The sequence below is a fragment of the Paenibacillus sp. P3E genome, from assembly GCF_001909045.1.
GTDB lineage: Bacteria > Bacillota > Bacilli > Paenibacillales > Paenibacillaceae > Paenibacillus_AQ > Paenibacillus_AQ helianthi.
The window spans coordinates 100,222-118,704 of record NZ_LVWH01000001.1 but is presented as its reverse complement, the minus strand read 5'-3'; the positions used below and the strand labels follow the sequence as shown (position 1 = coordinate 118,704).

Sequence of the window (18,483 nt, the reverse complement as noted above, 5' to 3'; positions counted from 1 at the left end):
GATAAATGGAACAAGCGAATGGCTTCCCTGAAGGAGATCATTCCTGATCCAGCGGCTGCCCCACTCCATCCTCATAGAAATCGAACACGAGCTGTTGCTGCGTGCCTTTTACCGCATAGAACACATCTGCCAGCGTCTTGCCCTGTTGCTTCTTCCCAAGTTCCGTCTCCAGCCACTCACGGGTCAGACCATTCCGTTTCAGGTTAGCCTCCACCAGCACACCATCCATAATCAGCTCTACGGGGAAGGCCTGCGCATGCAGTGCCAGCCCCAAATCCTGCTTCGTAACGAACTGATACGCTTCCTTTTTCAGAACAGAGACCTGTCCATTATCTTCAAGCACCGCATATTCGACCTCTTCGAGATTAAAAATCTCCTTCTCCCTCAGCGCCTGGACCAGCGAATCCAGCGTATAATGGATCTTCCTCATGTTGGCTTCCATGATCTTTCCACCCTCGATCAGGACCGTGGGGGAACCGGCGATCCAGCTGCGCAGGCGGCGGCTTTTGAGGGCAATGAAGGAGAGCAGGAATGACATAGCCGTAATCACAATAATGGACAGGACAAGATACGTTGACTTCAGACTGACATTGAACGCCAGATTCGCCGCCAGGGAGCCGAGGGTAATGCTAATCACGAAATCGTTGGACGTCATATTGGAAAGGGTCTGCTTGCCCAGGATTCTGGGAATGAGCAGCAGCAGACCCACCGATAGAACCGTCCGCATCAGAATCTCTATATAGTTCATTATCAAGCCTCCTCCCCCCCATTATTTCCAAACGGACACAAAAGAAACGGGAACGCAAATAGAGCCTGCCGGAGGCAGGCCGAGAAGGAGGTCGAGAAGGAGGCTATTGTTCTCTGTCTTCACTTTTTAATCCAAAAGGTATCGCATTCCACTCGGTAAGCTTCAACTCCATCTGTTCAATTCTGGTAACAACATCCAGAGGGTTCATAGAGATCATTGAACCGACTGCAAATGCTCTTCGAGGCGGTCCCAGGTTTCGGTAATGCCTTGTTCCATCCCCATATCCAGAACGGTTTTGAGCGCTTCCGCGGAGTCATATTTTGATCGGCTTACCAGCTTCGTTTTCCCGTCATATTCTTCAAAAAGCATCGTAACCAGCGTGGACGGCATGCCTTCGGTTTCGTTGCCTTCGGCATCCGAGAAGTAATCGGTGTAGACGATTTTCTCACCATCCATGATTTCATGGTAGACGCCTTTGCCCCAGGATTCCATTCCGAAGAAATCACCCTGCTGCTCATCGACACACTTCATACAGTAATGCCAAACCCCGCCCGGACGAAAATCAACACTGCAGAAGGGAACGATCCAGCCGCGCGGGCCCCACCACTGCTTCAGATGCTCTGCCTCGGAGAATACTTTGAATACAAGCTCACGCGGTGCATCGAACACACGTTCAAGAACAAGCTCAAGGCCTTCTACTCGGGAAATCATTTTGTTGGTCATTCCAAATCCCTCCTGAAAGTAAAGTTCATGGTCGTTCGTTGTCTTTGGATTGCAGTTGCCGCAGGTAGTCATCCAGGTTGTCGAAGCGTTCACTCCAAATCTTCCGGTAGGCTTCAAGCCAAGTATCCAGTACCTCCAGCGGCTCCGTCCGCAGCTTATAGTTGCGGCGATTGGCTTGCGCCTCTACCTCGACTAGCCCGGCCTCCAGCAGCACCCGCAGATGCTTCGAGGCCTGGGGCTGGCGGAGCGAGAGACGTTCGGCAATATCACCTACACTCAGAGGCCCGTCCTTCAGCATCTCTACCATCCGCAAGCGGGTGGGTTCGGCTAGTGCGCTAAATATCTTCGTTTCCATAATACCGATGTTCCTTCAGTGAATCAGTTTTTTATCACCTTGCATACATAATATACCCCACAAGGAATATTCCCGTCAAGGAATATTATTGACTTTTTTCTTATTACCACATTCGCTCCAAAGGGCGGGCATGGGTTGCCCCCAGACACACGAGGGGATTCAAAGGTACTATTACCTCTGATTCCAGCAGTTAGGCCACCTATGCTGAATTCAAAGGTACTTTTACCTCTGATTCTACTCATTAGCCCACCTATGCTGAATTCAAAGGTACTTCTACCTCTGATTCCAGCAATTAGCCCACCTATGCTGAATTCAAAGGTACTTCTACCTCTGGTTCCACAAATTAGCCCACCTATGCTGAATTCAAAGGTACTTCTACCTCTGATTCCAGCAATTAGCCCACCTGAGCCGAATTCAAATGCACTTCTACCTCTGATTCCGCCAATTGGCCTGCCTACGCCGAATTCAAAGGCACTTTTACCTCTGATTTCACCAGTCACAGGTAGTCCGTGCTTACCTGCCAACCAGTTTCATGATCTGAACACAGAAAAAAGCCCCTGGAAGAAGATTAGATCTGCCAGTGACTATTGGGACTCTCACACCTATCCGCCCATAAACCGCAGCGTCACAGTCGTTCCTTGCCCCGGTGTGCTAGCGATGGCAATAGAACCGCCGTACCGCTCCATAATGGCTTTGGCAATAGCAAGGCCAAGGCCCGAACCGCCCCGGGTGCGGCTGCGCGAGCCCTCCGTGCGGTAGAAGCGGTCGAAGATATGCGGCAGCTGTTCAGAGGATATCCCGATCCCCGTGTCGGCTACCGTCAAGATCACCTGCCCATCCGCATAGGAATGCCTGATCGTTACCGATCCGCCTTCAGGCGTATACTTCAGTGCATTCTCCACGATATTGCGCAGCACCTGGTAGCTGGCGCTTCCGGGCATGCGAATCAGTATCACCTGACCCTCCGGATGGCCGTCATAATCAAGCTGTACCTCGGGATTAACATGAACGGTCTGGGGCAGCAGCTCGTTGAGGGTATTTTTAAGATTGCAGGTTTCTTCCCCGCCGTCTGCCACCGGGGACTCCGCTTCTGCAAGCAGGAGCAGCTGGGCAATCAACTCCTTCATCCTCCGGGTCTCATTCATCATGAACGACAGTGACTCGTCCAGCACCTCCGGCGATTGCTTGCCCCACCGCTGAATCATATGCGTATGTCCCTCAATAATGGCAAGCGGTGTCTTGAGCTCATGGGAAGCATCGGCGATGAATCGCCGTTGCTGGTCAAAGGACCCCTCCAGCCTGTTCAGAAGACTATTAAAAGTCTCCCCGAGCTGATGAAGCTCATCCTGGGCCGCGGGCACATGCAGCCGCCGGGACAAGCTGTTCGTCCCGATGCTATGCACCTCACCGATCATACTGCGGATCGGCTTCAGCGTGGAACGGGCGACGACCCACCCTGCTGCTATAGCCATCCCTGCAGCAAGCAGGAGGCCCAGCAGCAGCAGCCTGCCGACCTCCTTCTCTGCGGTTGCGCTGCCCGAGTGCCCACTTTCAGTGAGCCTCAGCCGGACAGGACCGTATACAAGAAGTGAGAGCTCCCTCTCTGCCTTGTAGGTGACGGCAGTGTCTGCCGTTCCGCCTGAACCCACCTCTGCCAGCACCCGTCCTTTGGAATCGAGCATCTGCAGTAATTGTCCCTCGCTCAGATCCGGGGCAAACGCCGACAAGTCCGGCTTCAGTACCGCCGCCGCTCCGCTTCCTTTACCCAGGCCCGGCTTAAGCAAGGAAGGCAGGAACTCCACCTCGCCGACCTGAAGCTCGAACTGCCTGAGCCTGGCATCCAGCAGCTCTGTCTCCTGGCGCTCTGTCCAGTGCTTGAAGGTGATGTAGACAAATCCGCTGACAACGGCTGCGACGAGCAGCGCTGTCAGCGCAATAGATGCGCTTACTTTACGGGAGAACGTCCACGGCTTCATTCACTCACCTCAGTCCCTCAGAATATAGCCGCTGCCACGGACAGTATGTATCAACTTGTGTTCAAACCCTTCATCCACCTTCATGCGCACGTAACGGATATAGACATCTACCACATTCGTCTCGCCTTCATAGGAATACCCCCAGACAAGATTGAGCAAGGCTTCACGGTTCATGAGCCGGTTCTTATGGGCCAGCAGACAATGCAGCAGCTCAAATTCGCGCTGAGAGCATTCAATCTCGCGCCCGGCACGGCTCACCCGGTGCGAGGCCTTGTCGAGTGTCAGATCCTTGGCACACAGCACTTCGTCCCCCGTCTCCGCCAAGTGAAGCCTGCGCTGGAGGGAACGCATGCGGGCAAGAAGCTCCTCAATGGCGAATGGCTTCGGCACATAATCATCTGCCCCGGTATCCAGCCCCCGCACCCGGTCGCTGACAGTATCCCTGGCCGTTAGCATAATAATTGGGGTCTGCTTCACCGCCCTCACCCGCTTGCATACCTCAAACCCGCCCATTCCCGGCAGATTCAAATCAAGCAGAATCAGGTCAAAGTGCTCATTCAGCGCTCTGTCTGCGCCCTCAAGGCCATCGTATGCAACCGTGATGTCGTAGCCTTCATAAGAGAGCTCCAGCTCCAGCAGGCGAATCATGGCGATTTCATCCTCAATAATCAATACGCGTTCCTTCAACCCCTCGTCCACCTCTTCACAGATCATTTCTTCTTCATTAGCGATAAACCGGCCATGGATTGCGCATGAATCTGATACGTCCCTTCGCCAATCTTCCCGCTAATCTTGTGATTCTTCACCGTCAGCGGGAAGTCGGTATCCATCTCCCCAAGAGCTGACTTTGCATTTACCACCACTCCGGCATTTTCCGGCCAGGCCAGTTCAGCATCCCCTACCGTCGAGGTCACCCTCCAGTCTCCGCCGACCTTCCTGCTCTCCACATGGATATTACCAGCTACCGTGACTGCTTCTATAGCAGCGAGCGCATCCTTCACCGTCAGATTGCCGTTTGTCGTTTCAGCCACCAGAGTTCCCGCAATTTGCTCTGCCTTCACATTGCCATTGGTAAGCGAAATATCCACATTTGCCTTCGCTTCGGATACTTCAACATTCCCATTCACCGTGTGCAGAGAGATGTCTTTCGGGGGGCCGAATGCCGTAACGTTGCCGTTCACAGACGATAATTTAATTTTACCTGTACTAGAAACATCTGACAAAGAGAGATTTCCGTTCTTGGTCTTCGCCTGCAGATCGGCCTTCATTCCCTTCGGCAGTGTAACCGTCAGCTCAAGATTCGGATAATGAATATTGCCGTAAGGCTCGCTGTAGGTCTTAATCTCCAGTTGAGCTCCCCCGCTTACCTTCACCCCCGCCTTGTCCGCTATGGTCCGGGCCTCTTCGGCTGTGGCTTGATTCACGACCACTGTCGTATGGATTTCAATATCCTTCCCGTTGCCCTGCTTCATCTCAATCTTTCCGTTGGTATTTGCAATAGAGATGCTTTCCGTACCTTCTGGTACATCGACCCGGGTGATGCCTTTGTCAAAAGAGTACCGTGCATTCCCTGCAGACATACCCTCCGCACCTGTCTGCCACGACCCGATAACCGTAGAGGCGGCAGAGATGACGTCGGAAATAACCCCCGGAACGGACACAGAGTCTGTGGTAGCTTCGGACACAGCATCCGGAGCAGACTCAGCGGCTGCAGAGGTGGCTTCGGATACAACATCCGTAGCAGAGGCAGAGACCCCCGTAGGCTCAGATACAGAATTTGCCCCAGACAGTTGGCGGGCTTGGACTGGGCCGCCATATCCTTTTCCAATGTAGAAGAATACTACCGCCAGAGCGGCACCCAACAGCAGCCACTTCCAATTTAACTTCATACTCATTTCCTCCCTAGTCCTTGTGATTACCCTTAGGTTACAGCAGACTGAATGAGAAAGACTTTGCAGGAAGATTAGAGTTTGATGAGAGCACTTTAGCTGGTTATGACGCCAAATGGGATTTATAATAACAGAAACATTAGAAACCTGTTCATGGAGAGAGGAGGGGATTGCATGCTCATCCTCCAGACTATCACGTGGGTTCTCGCGCTCGCCGTTCTCCTGTCTGTGGTGTGGATCGTTGTGGACACTTGGAGGAACGGGATCTCGCCGATGCCCACTTCGAAGGCTGTACGGCTGGCGGTTGCCGGAGAGGTAAACCGGATTCCCGGCTACAGCACGGTTGTGGAGGCGGGGTCCGGCTGGGGCACATTAGGACTCGATATCGTCCGTCATTGTCCAGGCAAAAGACTCATCGGGATTGAGAATTCAAGCCTCCCGTTATGGTGCTCGCAACTGCTGGCGCTGATATTCGCGCGGCTCCCTCACTCAGGGAACGGCCCGGAGCCGCTCCCTGGCAGACTCCGCTTCATCCGGGGCGATATCTACCGCAGCTCCTACGCCGATGCCGATATGGTTCTATGCTATTTATTCCCCGGTGCCATGGAGCGGCTGGCGGACAAGTTCAATCAGGAGCTGCCGCCCGGCGCAGTGGTGATCAGTATTTTCTTCGCCCTGCCGGACAGGCAGCCAGCCCGCACAGTGACCTGCAGAGATCCGCTGCGGACCAAGGTGTATGTGTATACTTTTTAGCAATATAGCCAAGGAGGGTTCCCGTGATCGACAAATCTATTACCGAAGGCGTCATCCGCACACGAACCAAGCTCCGCAAGGATTTGCTGATCTCCATCTTTGAAGAGTTCGATAGCGGCATTATGGGCCTGAGTCCCGAGAAACGGTCTGAGAAATATCTGAAAATGTCGCAGAACGCCTTCTCCTTTTACCGGGGCAGCGCGTACTTATTCTATTTCGATACAACCCGCCAATACTTCCCTTACCACACCCCTGAGGACCGGCCAACCTGGATTCAGGGAGACCTGCACTTCGAGAACTTTGGCGCCATCCGCAGCGAAGACGGAGATATGGTCTATGACGTCAATGATTTCGATGAGGGGTATGTCGGCTCGTATCTCTATGATCTCCTGCGTATGGCCGTCAGCATCGCACTGGTGGGCAGACAGCTGGGACAGGGTGAAGCTGAACAGCTAAGCCATATTGAGAGCTTTGTTAAGGCGTATGCCAGACAGATCCGGCGGTTCGCACAGGGCAAGGATGACCCTGCCACTTATAGTATAGATGAGGATACCGCCAAAGGTCCGGTGAAGAAGCTCCTCCGCAAGCTGGAGAAACGCAGACAAGCACATTTTCTGGAAAAGGTTACGGCTCAGATGCAGACGGGCAGAGTGTTTCTGGAGAATTCCGAGCTGACTGTACCCGGACAAGCCGAACAGACCCTCCTGGGGAGCGCCTGGGCGTTCTATACACAGACCGTGGTTACCCGAAACCTGAATGAGGATCACTTCCGGATAAAAGACATTGCTGTCAAGCATGGTTCAGGCACCGCCTCCATCGGGCTGGACCGCTATTATGTATTAATCGAGGGTGGACATGAGCGGGAGGATACGGACGATACCGTGCTTGAGGTAAAAGAAGTCCGCGTGCCGGTTCCGGCTTATTTCATGCCGTATTCCGAGTCCTTTTGGCTGCATTTCGGGCATCAGGGAAAACGGGTAACGGCGACACAGCAGGCCATGCACCATAAGGCCGACCCGTATCTGGGCTTTCTGACGCTTGAGGGAAGGCACTTCTATGTAAGAGAACGGTCGCCGTATAAGAAAAGACTGAAGCTGACCGATATCGCAACTATGGAGGATATGACCCGGGTACTTGAGATAATGGGTTGCCTGACCGCCAAAATGCATGCCCGGGCCGATGCCGATGTGGACCAGGGCATTCTTCCTTATCATAGCGAGGAGGAAATTGCCAAGGCCATGGGGCAGGACCCGGATGCTTTTGCGCGCTATCTCTCCCGGTGGGCTTACGGATATGCCGATCAGGTGGAGAAGGATTATGGAATGTTCACAGAGTGGATAAAAGACCGATCCCGGGCGGCCGCAGCGGAGTAATCAGTCCAGCTCGGCGCGGGAGAACAGGTCCCGGATCAGTGCCTCATCCTCGCAAGCCTGCTTGAATCCGGCAGCAAAACCAAGAATAGCTTCCCTGTTGCCGGAGTAGGCGCAGAACATGTCGGCCTCCGGGTCAAAATGCACAATGCCTGCCAGCCCCGGCATTTGTTCCTCCAGGAAAACCGCCGCAAGGGAAGCCCAATCGTAGCCGTTGCCTTCGAAGCCTTCATCTGCCCGCGTATCAAACAGATCGGCCAAATAGGTACCTACGCTCAGAATAACAGACACACCGCCATTTTCCTGCTCTACCAGGATGAACGGAGCTACATTGCCGGTTGCAGGGACGGTGACACCGTTCATCCTGTGCAGCAGGGCCTCCCGGGCTTCTTCCGTGAAGCTGAGCACACCACCACGCTCAATAATACTCCCCTGCCGGACCCGATCGTCCAGCCAATCCGTAATGAAGGACGGCGCGTAGCCGCCGGTTCCAAATTCGCCGCCAAAGGCGATCATTTTGGAATAGACCTCCAGGTATTCAGCCCGGTTCGTTTGCGGGTACGACTTGGTATACAGCCAGAATTGCAAATCGTACATCAAGATAGAACGCTCATCGGCATGGAGAGAGAAATGCCCTTTGTCTTCTACAATCTCCGTACAGATTGAACGGATTATACCCTCTACATTATCGATCTCCGTGACATTGCCGCACAGCTCCGCAAGCAGGGGTGAAAAGGCCCCATGAGCCACCTTCCGCAGATCCTCTGCCTTATCCTCCTCGGACGTATCGAAGACCTCCTCATTCACCAGCCCGCGTACAAAACTCTCGAAGTCTTTGGCCAGAAAAGTAATTTCATAATCCGCTTCCTGATCCACGTGGATCACAGCCGGCTCGCCTTCCGGACCAGAGGCCCGGTAATCCAGCATGATCACATCATGCCCTGCGGACGGGCAATCGCCGAATACCACACCAATATCGGGGTAACCCCACTCTTCAATCATGAAGCGGCTGCCGAGTTCCCCGCACAAGGAATAGGTCTTCTCCCGCCCAATGCCCATAATGCCTGTAACCGCCACATGATCTTCCGCCCAAGAGGTCGCTTCCTCTGTAGGGAAGCAAGTATCCCGGGGAATCCCCCCATTCTGCCGCTTCATCATCTCGATATAAAAGGCCGGTAGCTTATACCCCAGTTCCTGCTCCACCGAGGCAATCAGCTCGTCTGTAGGCGGATCGGATACATACGATTTGCGGGCATAATCGCTGTCCTCCCAGAAGCCGTCGAAGTCAAAAGGTTGAACTGTGCTTCCCCCCACAGTACTCTCGCCGGCCTGTGCAGCTGCAAAACGCTGCTGCTCCCGTACCTCCCGCTCCGCCGCACGGCGGCTCCAGCCAAGCAGCTGCTGAACCGCCTCATCTCCAGGCTCCAGCTGATCTGCCAGCTCGAATTCACGAACCGCTTGATCGTACTGCTTCAGATAGTAGTAGGCATATCCCGCCCGGTAGTGCCAGATCGGGTCCTTCTCTCCTTGCCCGGCAACACTCAGCAGCTGTTCCAGCGCTTCATGGTAACGGTCCAGATTGTTCAGCGCCCTGCCCAGTTGACCAATAAGTGTATAGTCTCTGTCCGGTTCGGGAATTTCCATGATGCGGTCCACAATTTTGGCAAATTCATCATCTTCATGCCACTGTACCAGTTGCGCCAGCAATGTCTCTTCCACTATGTATATGCCTCCTCTCGAATCTACTCTTCATTCCCCAGTAAGGGCAGGTCCTAAACAGTTCCTTCCAGCAAAGGAATAAGGTACTTATGATCAACGGGCGATGACATTACGATTAGGATTGTATAAGTCCCGTATCTATCGCATTCATTGCCGAACTGCTCCAAGGCTTGCGTGGAGTCGGTCATTACTTTTAGCAGATAATTGTGCTCGCCACTGATCCTGTAACACTCAAGGACCTCAGGGGAGGAGCGGCAGAAATCAACGAAGGCATGGCAATCCCTGGAGTGGAACAGAATGTAAGCAGTAGCTAGTTTCCCAATTTTTTCAGGTGAAATAATAGTCCGGTACTCCTGGATCACCCCGTTTTCCTCCATACGTTTAACTCTTTCCGTCACTGCCGGTTGTGATAGACCCACACATTTCCCGAGTTCTGTCATGGACATTCTCGCCTGGTTTTGAAGATGAAACAGAATCTGCTTGTCTGTATGGTCCATCTCATTCAGCTCCTTTAATTTTAAGGATTCATGTGCAAACTGCCTTGTTTTTAACTGCTGAATGGCTGTTATAGCTTAGTTGCCTTATGTTAGCAGGTCAACTAATTTTATATAATATACTTACAATAGTAAAGCGATTTTAGCTTTAACTATAGCGAAAGGATGACTACGAATGCAGGATTCAAATCTCATGAACCCGGAGCATCTACCGGAGCGCATCGATAACGTACTAGACCAGACATTAGCCGACAAGCGTCTGGCGGGGGCTGTCATCAAGGTAGCGTTAGATGGGAGGCTCATCTATAGCCGTGCTGCCGGTTTTGCGAACCGCGAGCTGAACCAGCCTATGCGGGAGGACGCCTTATTCCGGCTCGCATCGGTTTCCAAGCCTATCACTTCTGCGGCTGCTCTGGTTCTGGTGGCGCAAGGCCGCCTGAAGCTGGATGACCGCGTGGACCGCTGGCTTCCGTATTTTCAGCCACGACTGGAGAACGGTAAGCCCGCAGCAATAACAGTAAGGCACTTAATGACGCACACCGCTGGTTTGACCTACCGCTTCTTTCAGGAAGAGGGCGGTTCCTATGAGCGGGCTGGTGTATCTGATGGCATGGATCAGACTAACCTTACGCTCGAAGAGAACCTACGGCGTATTGCCTCTGTCCCGCTCCTCTATACCCCAGGCACCATGTGGAGATATTCTATCGCAACAGATGTGCTAGGGGCCGTGATTGAAAAAGTCACAGACACCACACTCAGCGAAGCCATAGATTCACTCGTGACCCATCCGCTAGGTATGAAGGACACCGGGTTCGTTGCAGCCGACCCGCAGCGGCTGGCCGCTGCTTACGCCGATGATGTTCCCGGGCTGCGTCCTTTGCACAATCCCGACAGCCTTGCTTTTGTGGAAGGTACGGCAGGCTTCCGCCTCGCCCCTGAACGGGCGCTCGACCCTGCCGCTTATCCTTCCGGAGGAGCTGGCATGGTCGGCAGCACCGGAGACTTTCTGCAGCTGCTGGAAACCCTGCGCAAAGGGGGAGCACCTCTGCTGCCGGAATCCCTGGTTCGGGAAATGACCACCAATCAGATTGGTGATCTGCACATGCCCTTCTGGCCAGGGCGGGGCTTTGGCCTGGGCATCACGGTGCTTAAAGATCCTCTTGCCGCAGACACTGCGGAATCCCCTGGCACATGGCGCATGGGCGGTACCTATGGTCATTCGTGGTTCGTTGATCCCAAGCAGCGGCTAAGCGTGGCGGCTTTCACCAATACCGCACTGGAGGGCATGTCGGGTCCGTTTACGGTTGACCTGTGCAATGCCGTCTACGGCAGATTGAAACATGAATCATAAGGAAGGAGGTTCGATATGAGCAGCAGCACAGCTTCTTCTTCACAGCAAATCTCCAGCGCTTCTGCTTCCGGACGCCTTCCCTGGGCCGGATTGCTTGCCCTGGCTATGACCGGGTTTATCTGTATCCTTACCGAGACAATTCCCGCCGGATTACTGCTCCAGATCAGTAAGGGACTTGGAGTGACAGAGGCCATGGCGGGTCAGCTCGTTACCCTGTATGCCCTGGGCTCGCTACTTGCCGCAATTCCTTTGACCACCGCAACACGCGGGTGGAGACGGCGTCCCTTGCTGCTGACATGCATTCTTGGTTTTCTCGTATTTAACACCGTCACTGCTTTCTCTTCAAGCTATCCCCTTACGCTTGCGGCCCGGTTCCTCGCGGGTGTATCAGCCGGTGTCCTATGGGGCATGATCGCCGGCTATGCCCGGCGCATGGTACCGGAGCCGCTTAAGGGAAGGGCTATGGCCGTTGCCATGGCAGGAACGCCACTTGCTCTTGCGCTTGGTGTCCCTGCCGGAACCTTGCTCGGGGACCTTGCGGGCTGGCGCAATGTCTTCGGTATCCTGTCGCTGCTCGCGCTGCTGCTGACCATATGGGTGCTCTGGAAGCTGCCGGACTCTCCGGGAGAGTCCGCAGACCAGCGGCTCCCTCTCCACAAGGTCTTCACTACTCCCGGAGTGCGCCCGATATTGTTTGTCGTACTAGCCTGGGTACTGGCCCACAACATCCTGTATACCTACATTGCACCGTACCTTACTCAGACCGGGCTTACCGGGAGGGTGGACGTAGTACTTCTCATCTTCGGTGTTACAGCACTGCTTGGCATCTGGCTAACCGGGGTCTGGATTGACCGGCACCTGAGACTGCTTGTTCTGATCAGCCTCGCTGCATTCGCCTTGGCAGCTATCCTGCTGGGCATAGGCAGCAGCCAGCCTTTTGTGATCTATCCGGCAGCTGCCATGTGGGGCTTAACGTTTGGGGGAGCGGCGACGCTGCTGCAGACAGCAATTGCCGTAGCAGGCGGAGAGAGCGCAGATGTAGCTCAATCGATGCTGGTGACCGCATGGAATCTCGCCATCGGCGGCGGGGGTGTGGCCGGTGGGATTCTTCTCGAAACAACGGGTGTCGTTTCTTTCCCGTGGGCGTTGTGCGTCCTGCTGGCCTTTGCATTTGTGACAGTCTGGCGCAACAAAGCACGCGGATTTCCTGCTGGAAGGTGAAAGAAACAGCAAAGGGGCGTCCCATTAAGGACAGCCCTTGTTGGTTTCCTAGCATGGCCGCTCTTAAGCCCGCCGGGGCGCACAGGTGCAGAATGAGAGGTACTTATACCTCTCATTCCACCAAGTAGCTCAAGTCTGGCAAATTCAGAGGCACTTATACCTCTCATTCCACCAAATAGCTCAAATCCGGCGAATTCAGAGGTACTTATACCTCTCATTCCCCCAAATAGCTTAAATCCGGCAAATTCAGAGGTACTTATACCTCTCATTCCACCAAGTAGCTCAATTCTGGCGAATTCAGAGGTACTTATACCTCTCATTCCACCAAATAGCTCAAATCCGGCAATTCAGAGGTACTTATACCTCTCATTCCACCAAGTAGTTCAAGTCTGGCAAACTCAGAGGTACTTATACCTCTCGGAGCGCCTAGTCGGCAACCACTGGCATCCCTCTCACGCCTAATGACTTCCCCTCAATTCTTCATTCATCTTCTTCGTCAGAATCCTTATCCGCCGGGGCTTCAGTAGCTTCCTTGCGGCTCCATTCCAGGAACTGTACCGTATCTTCATCTTCAGGGTCCAGCTTGTGCGCAATTTCAAATTCCCGGATCGCATCCTTCAGCTGGTCCAGATAATAGTGGGCGTACCCCACGCGGAAATGCCATAACGGGTCCTTCTTGCCCTGGTCAGCCGTCTTCATGAACCATTTCAGCGCTTCTTTATACCGCCCCAGATTGTTCAGCGCTCTCCCCAAATGGGTAGCCAGCTCATCATCAATGAGTATCGTCGGCGTTTCTTTGATCCGGTCTACGATTTCCTGGTATTTGTCCTCCTCATGCCACTTATTTAATTGTGCGATCAATTCTTGTCTCATTCCTTCTGCCTCCTGGTTACGATTTCCTGAGAATTCTATCTTCAATAAATACTTTATCATTTTTGAACAGGGGTCTGCCACAGAGCCTTTTAGGTAGGGATGGTGATGAGGAAGGTTGTACCCCTGCCCTTTTCACTCTCCACCTCAATGTTCCCCTTAACCTTATTGATCGTGCTGTAGGCCATCAGCATCCCGAGTCCGGTTCCTTCTTCTTTGGTGGAGTAATACGGCTTGCCCAGGCGTGAGATTTCTTCCTTCGTCATGCCGATGCCGGTGTCCCGGATCGTGATCAGAATGTTTTGCTTCTTCTCCGAGATATCGATGGTGAGGATGCCCCCGTCCTTATCTCTCATTGCTTCAATCCCGTTTTTGTAGAGGTTGATCAGGCATTGCTGGATTTGGTTCTTGTCATAGCTTTTATTGAGCGTGTTGTCGAAGCTGAACTTGACCTCCACCTTGTGGATGGACGCATAGGGCATAATGATGTTCTTGGTGTACTCTGCTTCCGCCTGCATATTGGAGAACACCATATTATCGGATTGCGGCTTGGCAAAAGAGAGATAATCGCTAACGATCTTCTCTGCACGGTTCAGCTCCAGCAACGACAATTGTACATATTCTTTTTCCTCGGGCGTAATGGAAGTTGATTTATTGAGCAGCTGCAAAAAACCGCTGGTCACCGTGAGCGGATTTCGGATTTCATGGGATACACTGGCCGCCAGCTCACTGACTACATTCAGGCGCTCCGACTGGAGAATCCGGTCACGGTTCTTGATATTGGTGATAATCTGCTCGATCAAAATCATGATGATGCTCATCACTACGGCATGTGTCATCAAGGCATAGACCGTGAGCGTCCAAAATTGCTTGTCCAACTTCCCCGTCATCGTCCCCAGAATCATCAGGTAGATTCCCATGGTTAACGTGGCAATAGCTGCTGCCCAGAAGATGCGGCGGTTGGAAGAGCGCTTGATGAAGCGTTTGCTAAAATAAGGCACCAGCAACAGCACCGCCGTTGAGAACAGGAAGGAGGGGAGCGTGCCCGCACCTCCTACATAGAAACGGTAAATATTCATGATTACATATAACGGAATGACGTTCCGGTATCCGCCAAAAAGCGCCACAAGTATAAACGGGATATATCTGAGATCATATATATATCCCATTTCCAGGCGAATAGGCTTGGCAATACACAGAACCATCGTCACGGCGGACATCAGCACAAGCAGCTTGTTATTGTAGGGGTACACTCTATTTTCAAAGAAAATCACTACGATCAAGACTGGAAACAATAAAAACAAGAAATTCAAAAGTAAGGTTTCGAACAAGGCTAACTTCCTCTCAGCTAGTGGTTCTAGTGTACTTATTTCTATTATAAGGAAACTCCAGGAAATTCCCTATACAATTCTCCCGCAATCCAGCTATCCCTATGTAATATGATTATATACAGAAAAAAAAACAAAAGATGGACAGTTCCTTAATAAGTTGCCACTTTTTGACCGTTTCAGCATCCATCCCAATAAATAACTTTGCGAAATATAATATATAATGTATACTTAATAACATAATGTAAGCAATAATGTGAACCTATTTGATACGAAAAGGAGCGTTTACGATGATTGCCCCCCTCTTTGTTGGTCACGGATCTCCCTTGATGGCGATACAGAATACCCCTTGTACAGATTTCCTGCTCTCCTACGGACAGCAGCTCAAGCCTAAGGCTATTGTCATCTTTACAGCCCACTGGGAAACCGAGGTGCTGACCGTCTCCTCCACGGATGATGTGTATGACATGGTTTACGATTTTGGCGGCTTTCCCGACCAGATGTACCAGATCAAATACCCGGCCAAAGGCTCATCTGCGCTGGCAGCGTCCCTGGCGGACCGCTTCAGGGCCCAAGATATTCCTGTTCAGTTCGATACGAAGCGCGGTCTCGATCACGGGTCCTGGGTCCCTCTCCTGCGGATGTTCCCGGTTCCTGTCTGTCCGGTCATTCAAATCTCCGTTAATCCGTATTTGCCACCGGCGGAGCAGTACCGGATTGGTGGAGCGCTGCGGGGTCTGGATGAAGAAGACATCCTGATTATGGGCAGCGGGGCTACGGTTCATAATTTCCGTACCATGAACCCGGATGCCACGGCTCCTGACCCTAAGGCTGTTGCCTTCGACGATTGGCTGATTGAACATATGCATAAGCATGACTTGAATGCTCTATTCAGCTACGAAGTGCAGGCACCGTATGCCAAGCTGGCTGTACCCCGACCCGAGCACTTCGTTCCGCTGTACATCACTATGGGGAGCGGCAATCCCGCCCGGACGCCTCAAGAAGTCCACCGGAGCTACGAAATGGGGTCGCTCAGCTACCTCTCGGTTACTTTTTAACCTTGAATAAGATGAACACGCATATAAAAAGACCTCCGATCCTACATATACTGTAGATTGGAGGTTTTTTGTCATGATTTTTTCGTATTGTTATCATAAAAGGATTTTAATCGTCTAATTTATTGTTTATATACTATAAATGTCCTATGAAAAAAGGCCTACATAATTTACCTTTTATATATTATCTACATAACGAAAGAGGTACTCCATGTTATACTTGCAACCCTTGAATATGAACTGGCTGCAATTGGCTCTGGCCCTGCTGGCAAGCCTTGCGTCCTGCACTCTCATTGTCTTCGGAGCAGCTCCCTTCCATAATGACGGCCAAGGCCGGGGGAGGCGGTTCACACGAATGAAGGTGATGATCCTGGGCACCACTGCTTTTAGTGCCTCCCACATCCTGGTGCCTTTGTCGCTTAACCTCCCTCTGGCTCCGAAATATTACATACTGCATCTCTTGTTCACTCTCGGCGGCTGCTGGGCTGCTACTTATTTTGGCATCCGGTATTCCAGCATGCCCCGCAGCCATACAGGACGTCACTTCAGAATCAGTCTGTTGATCGCCGGGACCATTCTGGTGTTCGATTACCTGAATATCATCTTTCTGTTCCGTGAATTTCTGGTCTGGAAGCCCGTACTCGTCTTCATGACTGCAGCTTCCGCCCTCAGTCTGTGTCTCGCCATTCTGCGTGTCCTGGTGATCTCGAACCGCAACCGAGAGCATCAACTATATTCCAAGGCCACGGTTCCAGGCATCTTCCTCTGTGCAATAGGGCTGCTGATGATTCCGCTCCTCTGCGCCTTCTCGGTGATTCCGGTCGAGGATGCCGATCCGGGAAGCTATTTGCATCTGATTCCCTATATCTTGACGCTGTTTATCTGTACAGGCCTGTATATCATCCCGGACGCCTACAGGGACACCCGCCAGGAATATCAGAACCGCAGAATTATGGAGACAGAACAACATTATATGTCACTCTTTGAATACAATCCGGACAGTGTGCTGGCGTTCGATGCCCAGGGTATTGTCACTGGTCTGAACCGTCAGGCGGAGCTGCTCGCCCAGCAGCTAGACCAGGAGCTGGTCGGACGGCACTTCTCGGATCTTTTTGAGGGAGCGTACCATTCACTGGCTCAGCACCATTACCGGCATGTCCTCCGCGGCAAATCCAGTACCATCGAGCTCCAGCTGCGGAACCCTGGTGGTACTATGCTGACCTTCTGGCTCACTTCGCTTCCGATCGTGGTCGAAGACGTCCCAGTGGGCATCTACAGCATTATTAAGGACATCACTAAGAATAAGAAAGACCAGGAAACCATCCGTCATCTGGCCTACCAAGATGAGCTAACCGGGCTTGCCAACCGCCGTTCTTTTCACAATCTGCTGCTTGAGCATACAGCGCAGACCGGCCTCCCTGCTTACCCGTTCACACTGTTCTTCATTGATCTGGACCGCTTCAAACGGATCAACGATTTATTCGGTCATTCCTTCGGTGACAAGGTCATCCAGCAGGCGGCAGGCAAGCTGAAGAACTGTGTGCCCTCCTCCTGCAGCATTGCACGGATGGGCGGGGACGAATTCACAGTGCTGGTTCCCCATCTGCGTACGCGTGCGGAGACGGAAGCCCTGGCAGCCACCATCGTGGGTGAATTTACACATCCGTTTGAAGTGGGTAACCATACTGTGAAATTGTCCGCTTCTGTAGGGATCGCCTGCTTTCCGGAGGATGGCCTTGATGCTGACTCCCTGGTGAAGCACGCCGATACTGCGATGTATAATGCCAAGGAGAACGGCAGCTCCCAGTATCAGTTCTACGATGCGGAACGCGACCAGACCAGTCTGGAACGGATTATTCTGGAGAATGATCTGGAGCAGTCGCTGGACAATGATCAGATCCGGCTGTTCTATCAGCCCAAAATTGATATCCGCAGCGGCGAAATCGTTGGCCTTGAAGCATTAGTTCGCTGGGAGCACCCCATTCTGGGCATGATTCCTCCCCTGGAGTTCATTCCGCTGGCAGAGAAATCCGGCTTCATTATTCCGCTGGAGCAATGGGTGCTAAGAACGGCCTGTACCCAGGTGAAAAAGTGGGAGCGTGAGGGCCGCCAGGTCGTTCCCGTTGCCGTCAATGTCTCGCAGATCCATTTGATGAAGCCGGATATTTTCCAGACAATTATGAGTACCATCCGTGAGCTTGACTTCGACACCCAGCTGCTGGAGCTTGAGATTACAGAAAGTGCGATGATGCACAACGAAGAACATGTAATCAGTATCCTGAATGATCTGCAGGGAGCCGGGATTTCCGTGTCTATGGATGACTTTGGGACAGGCTACAGCTCGCTCAGCTATTTGCAGAGCCTTCCTATTGGCTGCCTGAAGATTGACCGTTCCTTTGTCCGCAAAATCACGACTGACACCGACAGCCGGGCCATCGCCGAGATGATTATCTCCATGGCCAAGCAGCTCGGGCTGACCATCGTCGCCGAAGGCGTAGAGACGATAGAGCAAGTCGCACTGCTCAAGGAGATCCAGTGTTACAACGCACAAGGCTTCTACTACAGCAAGCCGGTAAGCGCAGATCAGATTGAGGGCCAATACCTGGAGTAACTCCCCCTGATTAGGGGTAA

At 52.6% G+C, this 18,483-nt stretch carries 17 protein-coding genes; 6 read left to right on the top strand and 11 right to left on the bottom strand.

What is annotated here, in order from left to right:
- Nucleotides 1-37: 37 nt before the first annotated feature.
- The 7 genes from A3842_RS00535 to A3842_RS00510 form a co-directional block, all read right to left on the bottom strand.
- The gene (locus A3842_RS00535; protein ID WP_083609418.1) at nt 38-748 is read right to left on the bottom strand and encodes a DUF421 domain-containing protein; all 711 of its coding nucleotides are present in this window, start codon (nt 746-748) and stop codon (nt 38-40) included.
- Between the two features lie 213 nt (nt 749-961).
- A complete protein-coding gene (locus A3842_RS00530) occupies nt 962-1,471 on the bottom strand; it encodes an SRPBCC domain-containing protein (protein ID WP_074088311.1) in 510 nt (169 codons plus the stop codon).
- A 25-nt stretch (nt 1,472-1,496) separates the two neighbouring features.
- Nucleotides 1,497-1,826 carry an ArsR/SmtB family transcription factor gene (locus A3842_RS00525; protein WP_074088310.1) on the bottom strand — a complete coding sequence of 110 codons (330 nt, stop codon included), beginning with the start codon at nt 1,824-1,826 and terminating at the stop codon, nt 1,497-1,499.
- A gap of 23 nt (nt 1,827-1,849) precedes the next feature.
- A complete protein-coding gene (locus tag A3842_RS31745) occupies nt 1,850-2,326 on the bottom strand; it encodes a hypothetical protein (RefSeq protein ID WP_143186110.1) in 477 nt (158 codons plus the stop codon).
- 102 nt (nt 2,327-2,428) lie between these two features.
- Nucleotides 2,429-3,802 (bottom strand): HAMP domain-containing sensor histidine kinase, encoded by a 1,374-nt coding sequence (locus tag A3842_RS00520; RefSeq protein WP_074100069.1) that lies wholly within the window; start codon nt 3,800-3,802, stop codon nt 2,429-2,431.
- 9 nt (nt 3,803-3,811) lie between these two features.
- Nucleotides 3,812-4,489 (bottom strand): response regulator, encoded by a 678-nt coding sequence (locus A3842_RS00515; RefSeq protein ID WP_083607039.1) that lies wholly within the window; start codon nt 4,487-4,489, stop codon nt 3,812-3,814.
- Between the two features lie 23 nt (nt 4,490-4,512).
- On the bottom strand, nt 4,513-5,691 hold the full coding sequence (locus A3842_RS00510; RefSeq protein WP_074100067.1) for a DUF4097 family beta strand repeat-containing protein: 1,179 nt from the start codon (nt 5,689-5,691) through the stop codon (nt 4,513-4,515).
- 174 nt (nt 5,692-5,865) lie between these two features.
- Here A3842_RS00510 and A3842_RS00505 point away from each other — a divergent pair, with 174 nt between their 5' ends.
- Both A3842_RS00505 and A3842_RS00500 read left to right on the top strand, forming a co-directional pair.
- On the top strand, nt 5,866-6,444 hold the full coding sequence (locus tag A3842_RS00505; RefSeq protein WP_074100066.1) for a class I SAM-dependent methyltransferase: 579 nt from the start codon (nt 5,866-5,868) through the stop codon (nt 6,442-6,444).
- Between the two features lie 23 nt (nt 6,445-6,467).
- Entirely contained in the window at nt 6,468-7,817 is a 1,350-nt protein-coding gene (locus A3842_RS00500) for a DUF2252 domain-containing protein (protein ID WP_074100065.1), read from the top strand.
- Here the strand turns inward: A3842_RS00500 and A3842_RS00495 are convergent, their stop codons facing one another.
- Nucleotides 7,818-9,533 carry an Imm51 family immunity protein gene (locus A3842_RS00495; protein ID WP_074100064.1) on the bottom strand — a complete coding sequence of 572 codons (1,716 nt, stop codon included), beginning with the start codon at nt 9,531-9,533 and terminating at the stop codon, nt 7,818-7,820.
- Nucleotides 9,534-9,586: 53 nt separating this feature from the next.
- Entirely contained in the window at nt 9,587-10,030 is a 444-nt protein-coding gene (locus tag A3842_RS00490) for an Lrp/AsnC family transcriptional regulator (RefSeq protein WP_074088304.1), read from the bottom strand.
- A gap of 172 nt (nt 10,031-10,202) precedes the next feature.
- Here A3842_RS00490 and A3842_RS00485 point away from each other — a divergent pair, with 172 nt between their 5' ends.
- Nucleotides 10,203-11,378, top strand: coding sequence for a serine hydrolase domain-containing protein (locus A3842_RS00485; protein ID WP_074100063.1), 1,176 nt, complete (start codon nt 10,203-10,205; stop codon nt 11,376-11,378).
- Nucleotides 11,379-11,393: 15 nt separating this feature from the next.
- The gene (locus A3842_RS00480) at nt 11,394-12,599 is read left to right on the top strand and encodes an MFS transporter (protein ID WP_074100062.1); all 1,206 of its coding nucleotides are present in this window, start codon (nt 11,394-11,396) and stop codon (nt 12,597-12,599) included.
- A 480-nt stretch (nt 12,600-13,079) separates the two neighbouring features.
- Here A3842_RS00480 and A3842_RS00475 read toward each other — a convergent pair whose 3' ends face one another.
- On the bottom strand, nt 13,080-13,472 hold the full coding sequence (locus tag A3842_RS00475) for a tetratricopeptide repeat protein (protein ID WP_074088301.1): 393 nt from the start codon (nt 13,470-13,472) through the stop codon (nt 13,080-13,082).
- Between the two features lie 89 nt (nt 13,473-13,561).
- Entirely contained in the window at nt 13,562-14,800 is a 1,239-nt protein-coding gene (locus A3842_RS00470) for an ATP-binding protein (protein WP_074088300.1), read from the bottom strand.
- A gap of 287 nt (nt 14,801-15,087) precedes the next feature.
- Between A3842_RS00470 and A3842_RS00465 the strand changes: the two genes are divergently transcribed.
- Both A3842_RS00465 and A3842_RS00460 read left to right on the top strand, forming a co-directional pair.
- Nucleotides 15,088-15,855 carry a DODA-type extradiol aromatic ring-opening family dioxygenase gene (locus tag A3842_RS00465; protein WP_074100061.1) on the top strand — a complete coding sequence of 256 codons (768 nt, stop codon included), beginning with the start codon at nt 15,088-15,090 and terminating at the stop codon, nt 15,853-15,855.
- A gap of 208 nt (nt 15,856-16,063) precedes the next feature.
- Nucleotides 16,064-18,463 (top strand): putative bifunctional diguanylate cyclase/phosphodiesterase, encoded by a 2,400-nt coding sequence (locus tag A3842_RS00460; protein ID WP_074100060.1) that lies wholly within the window; start codon nt 16,064-16,066, stop codon nt 18,461-18,463.
- The last annotated feature ends 20 nt before the right edge of the window (nt 18,464-18,483 follow it).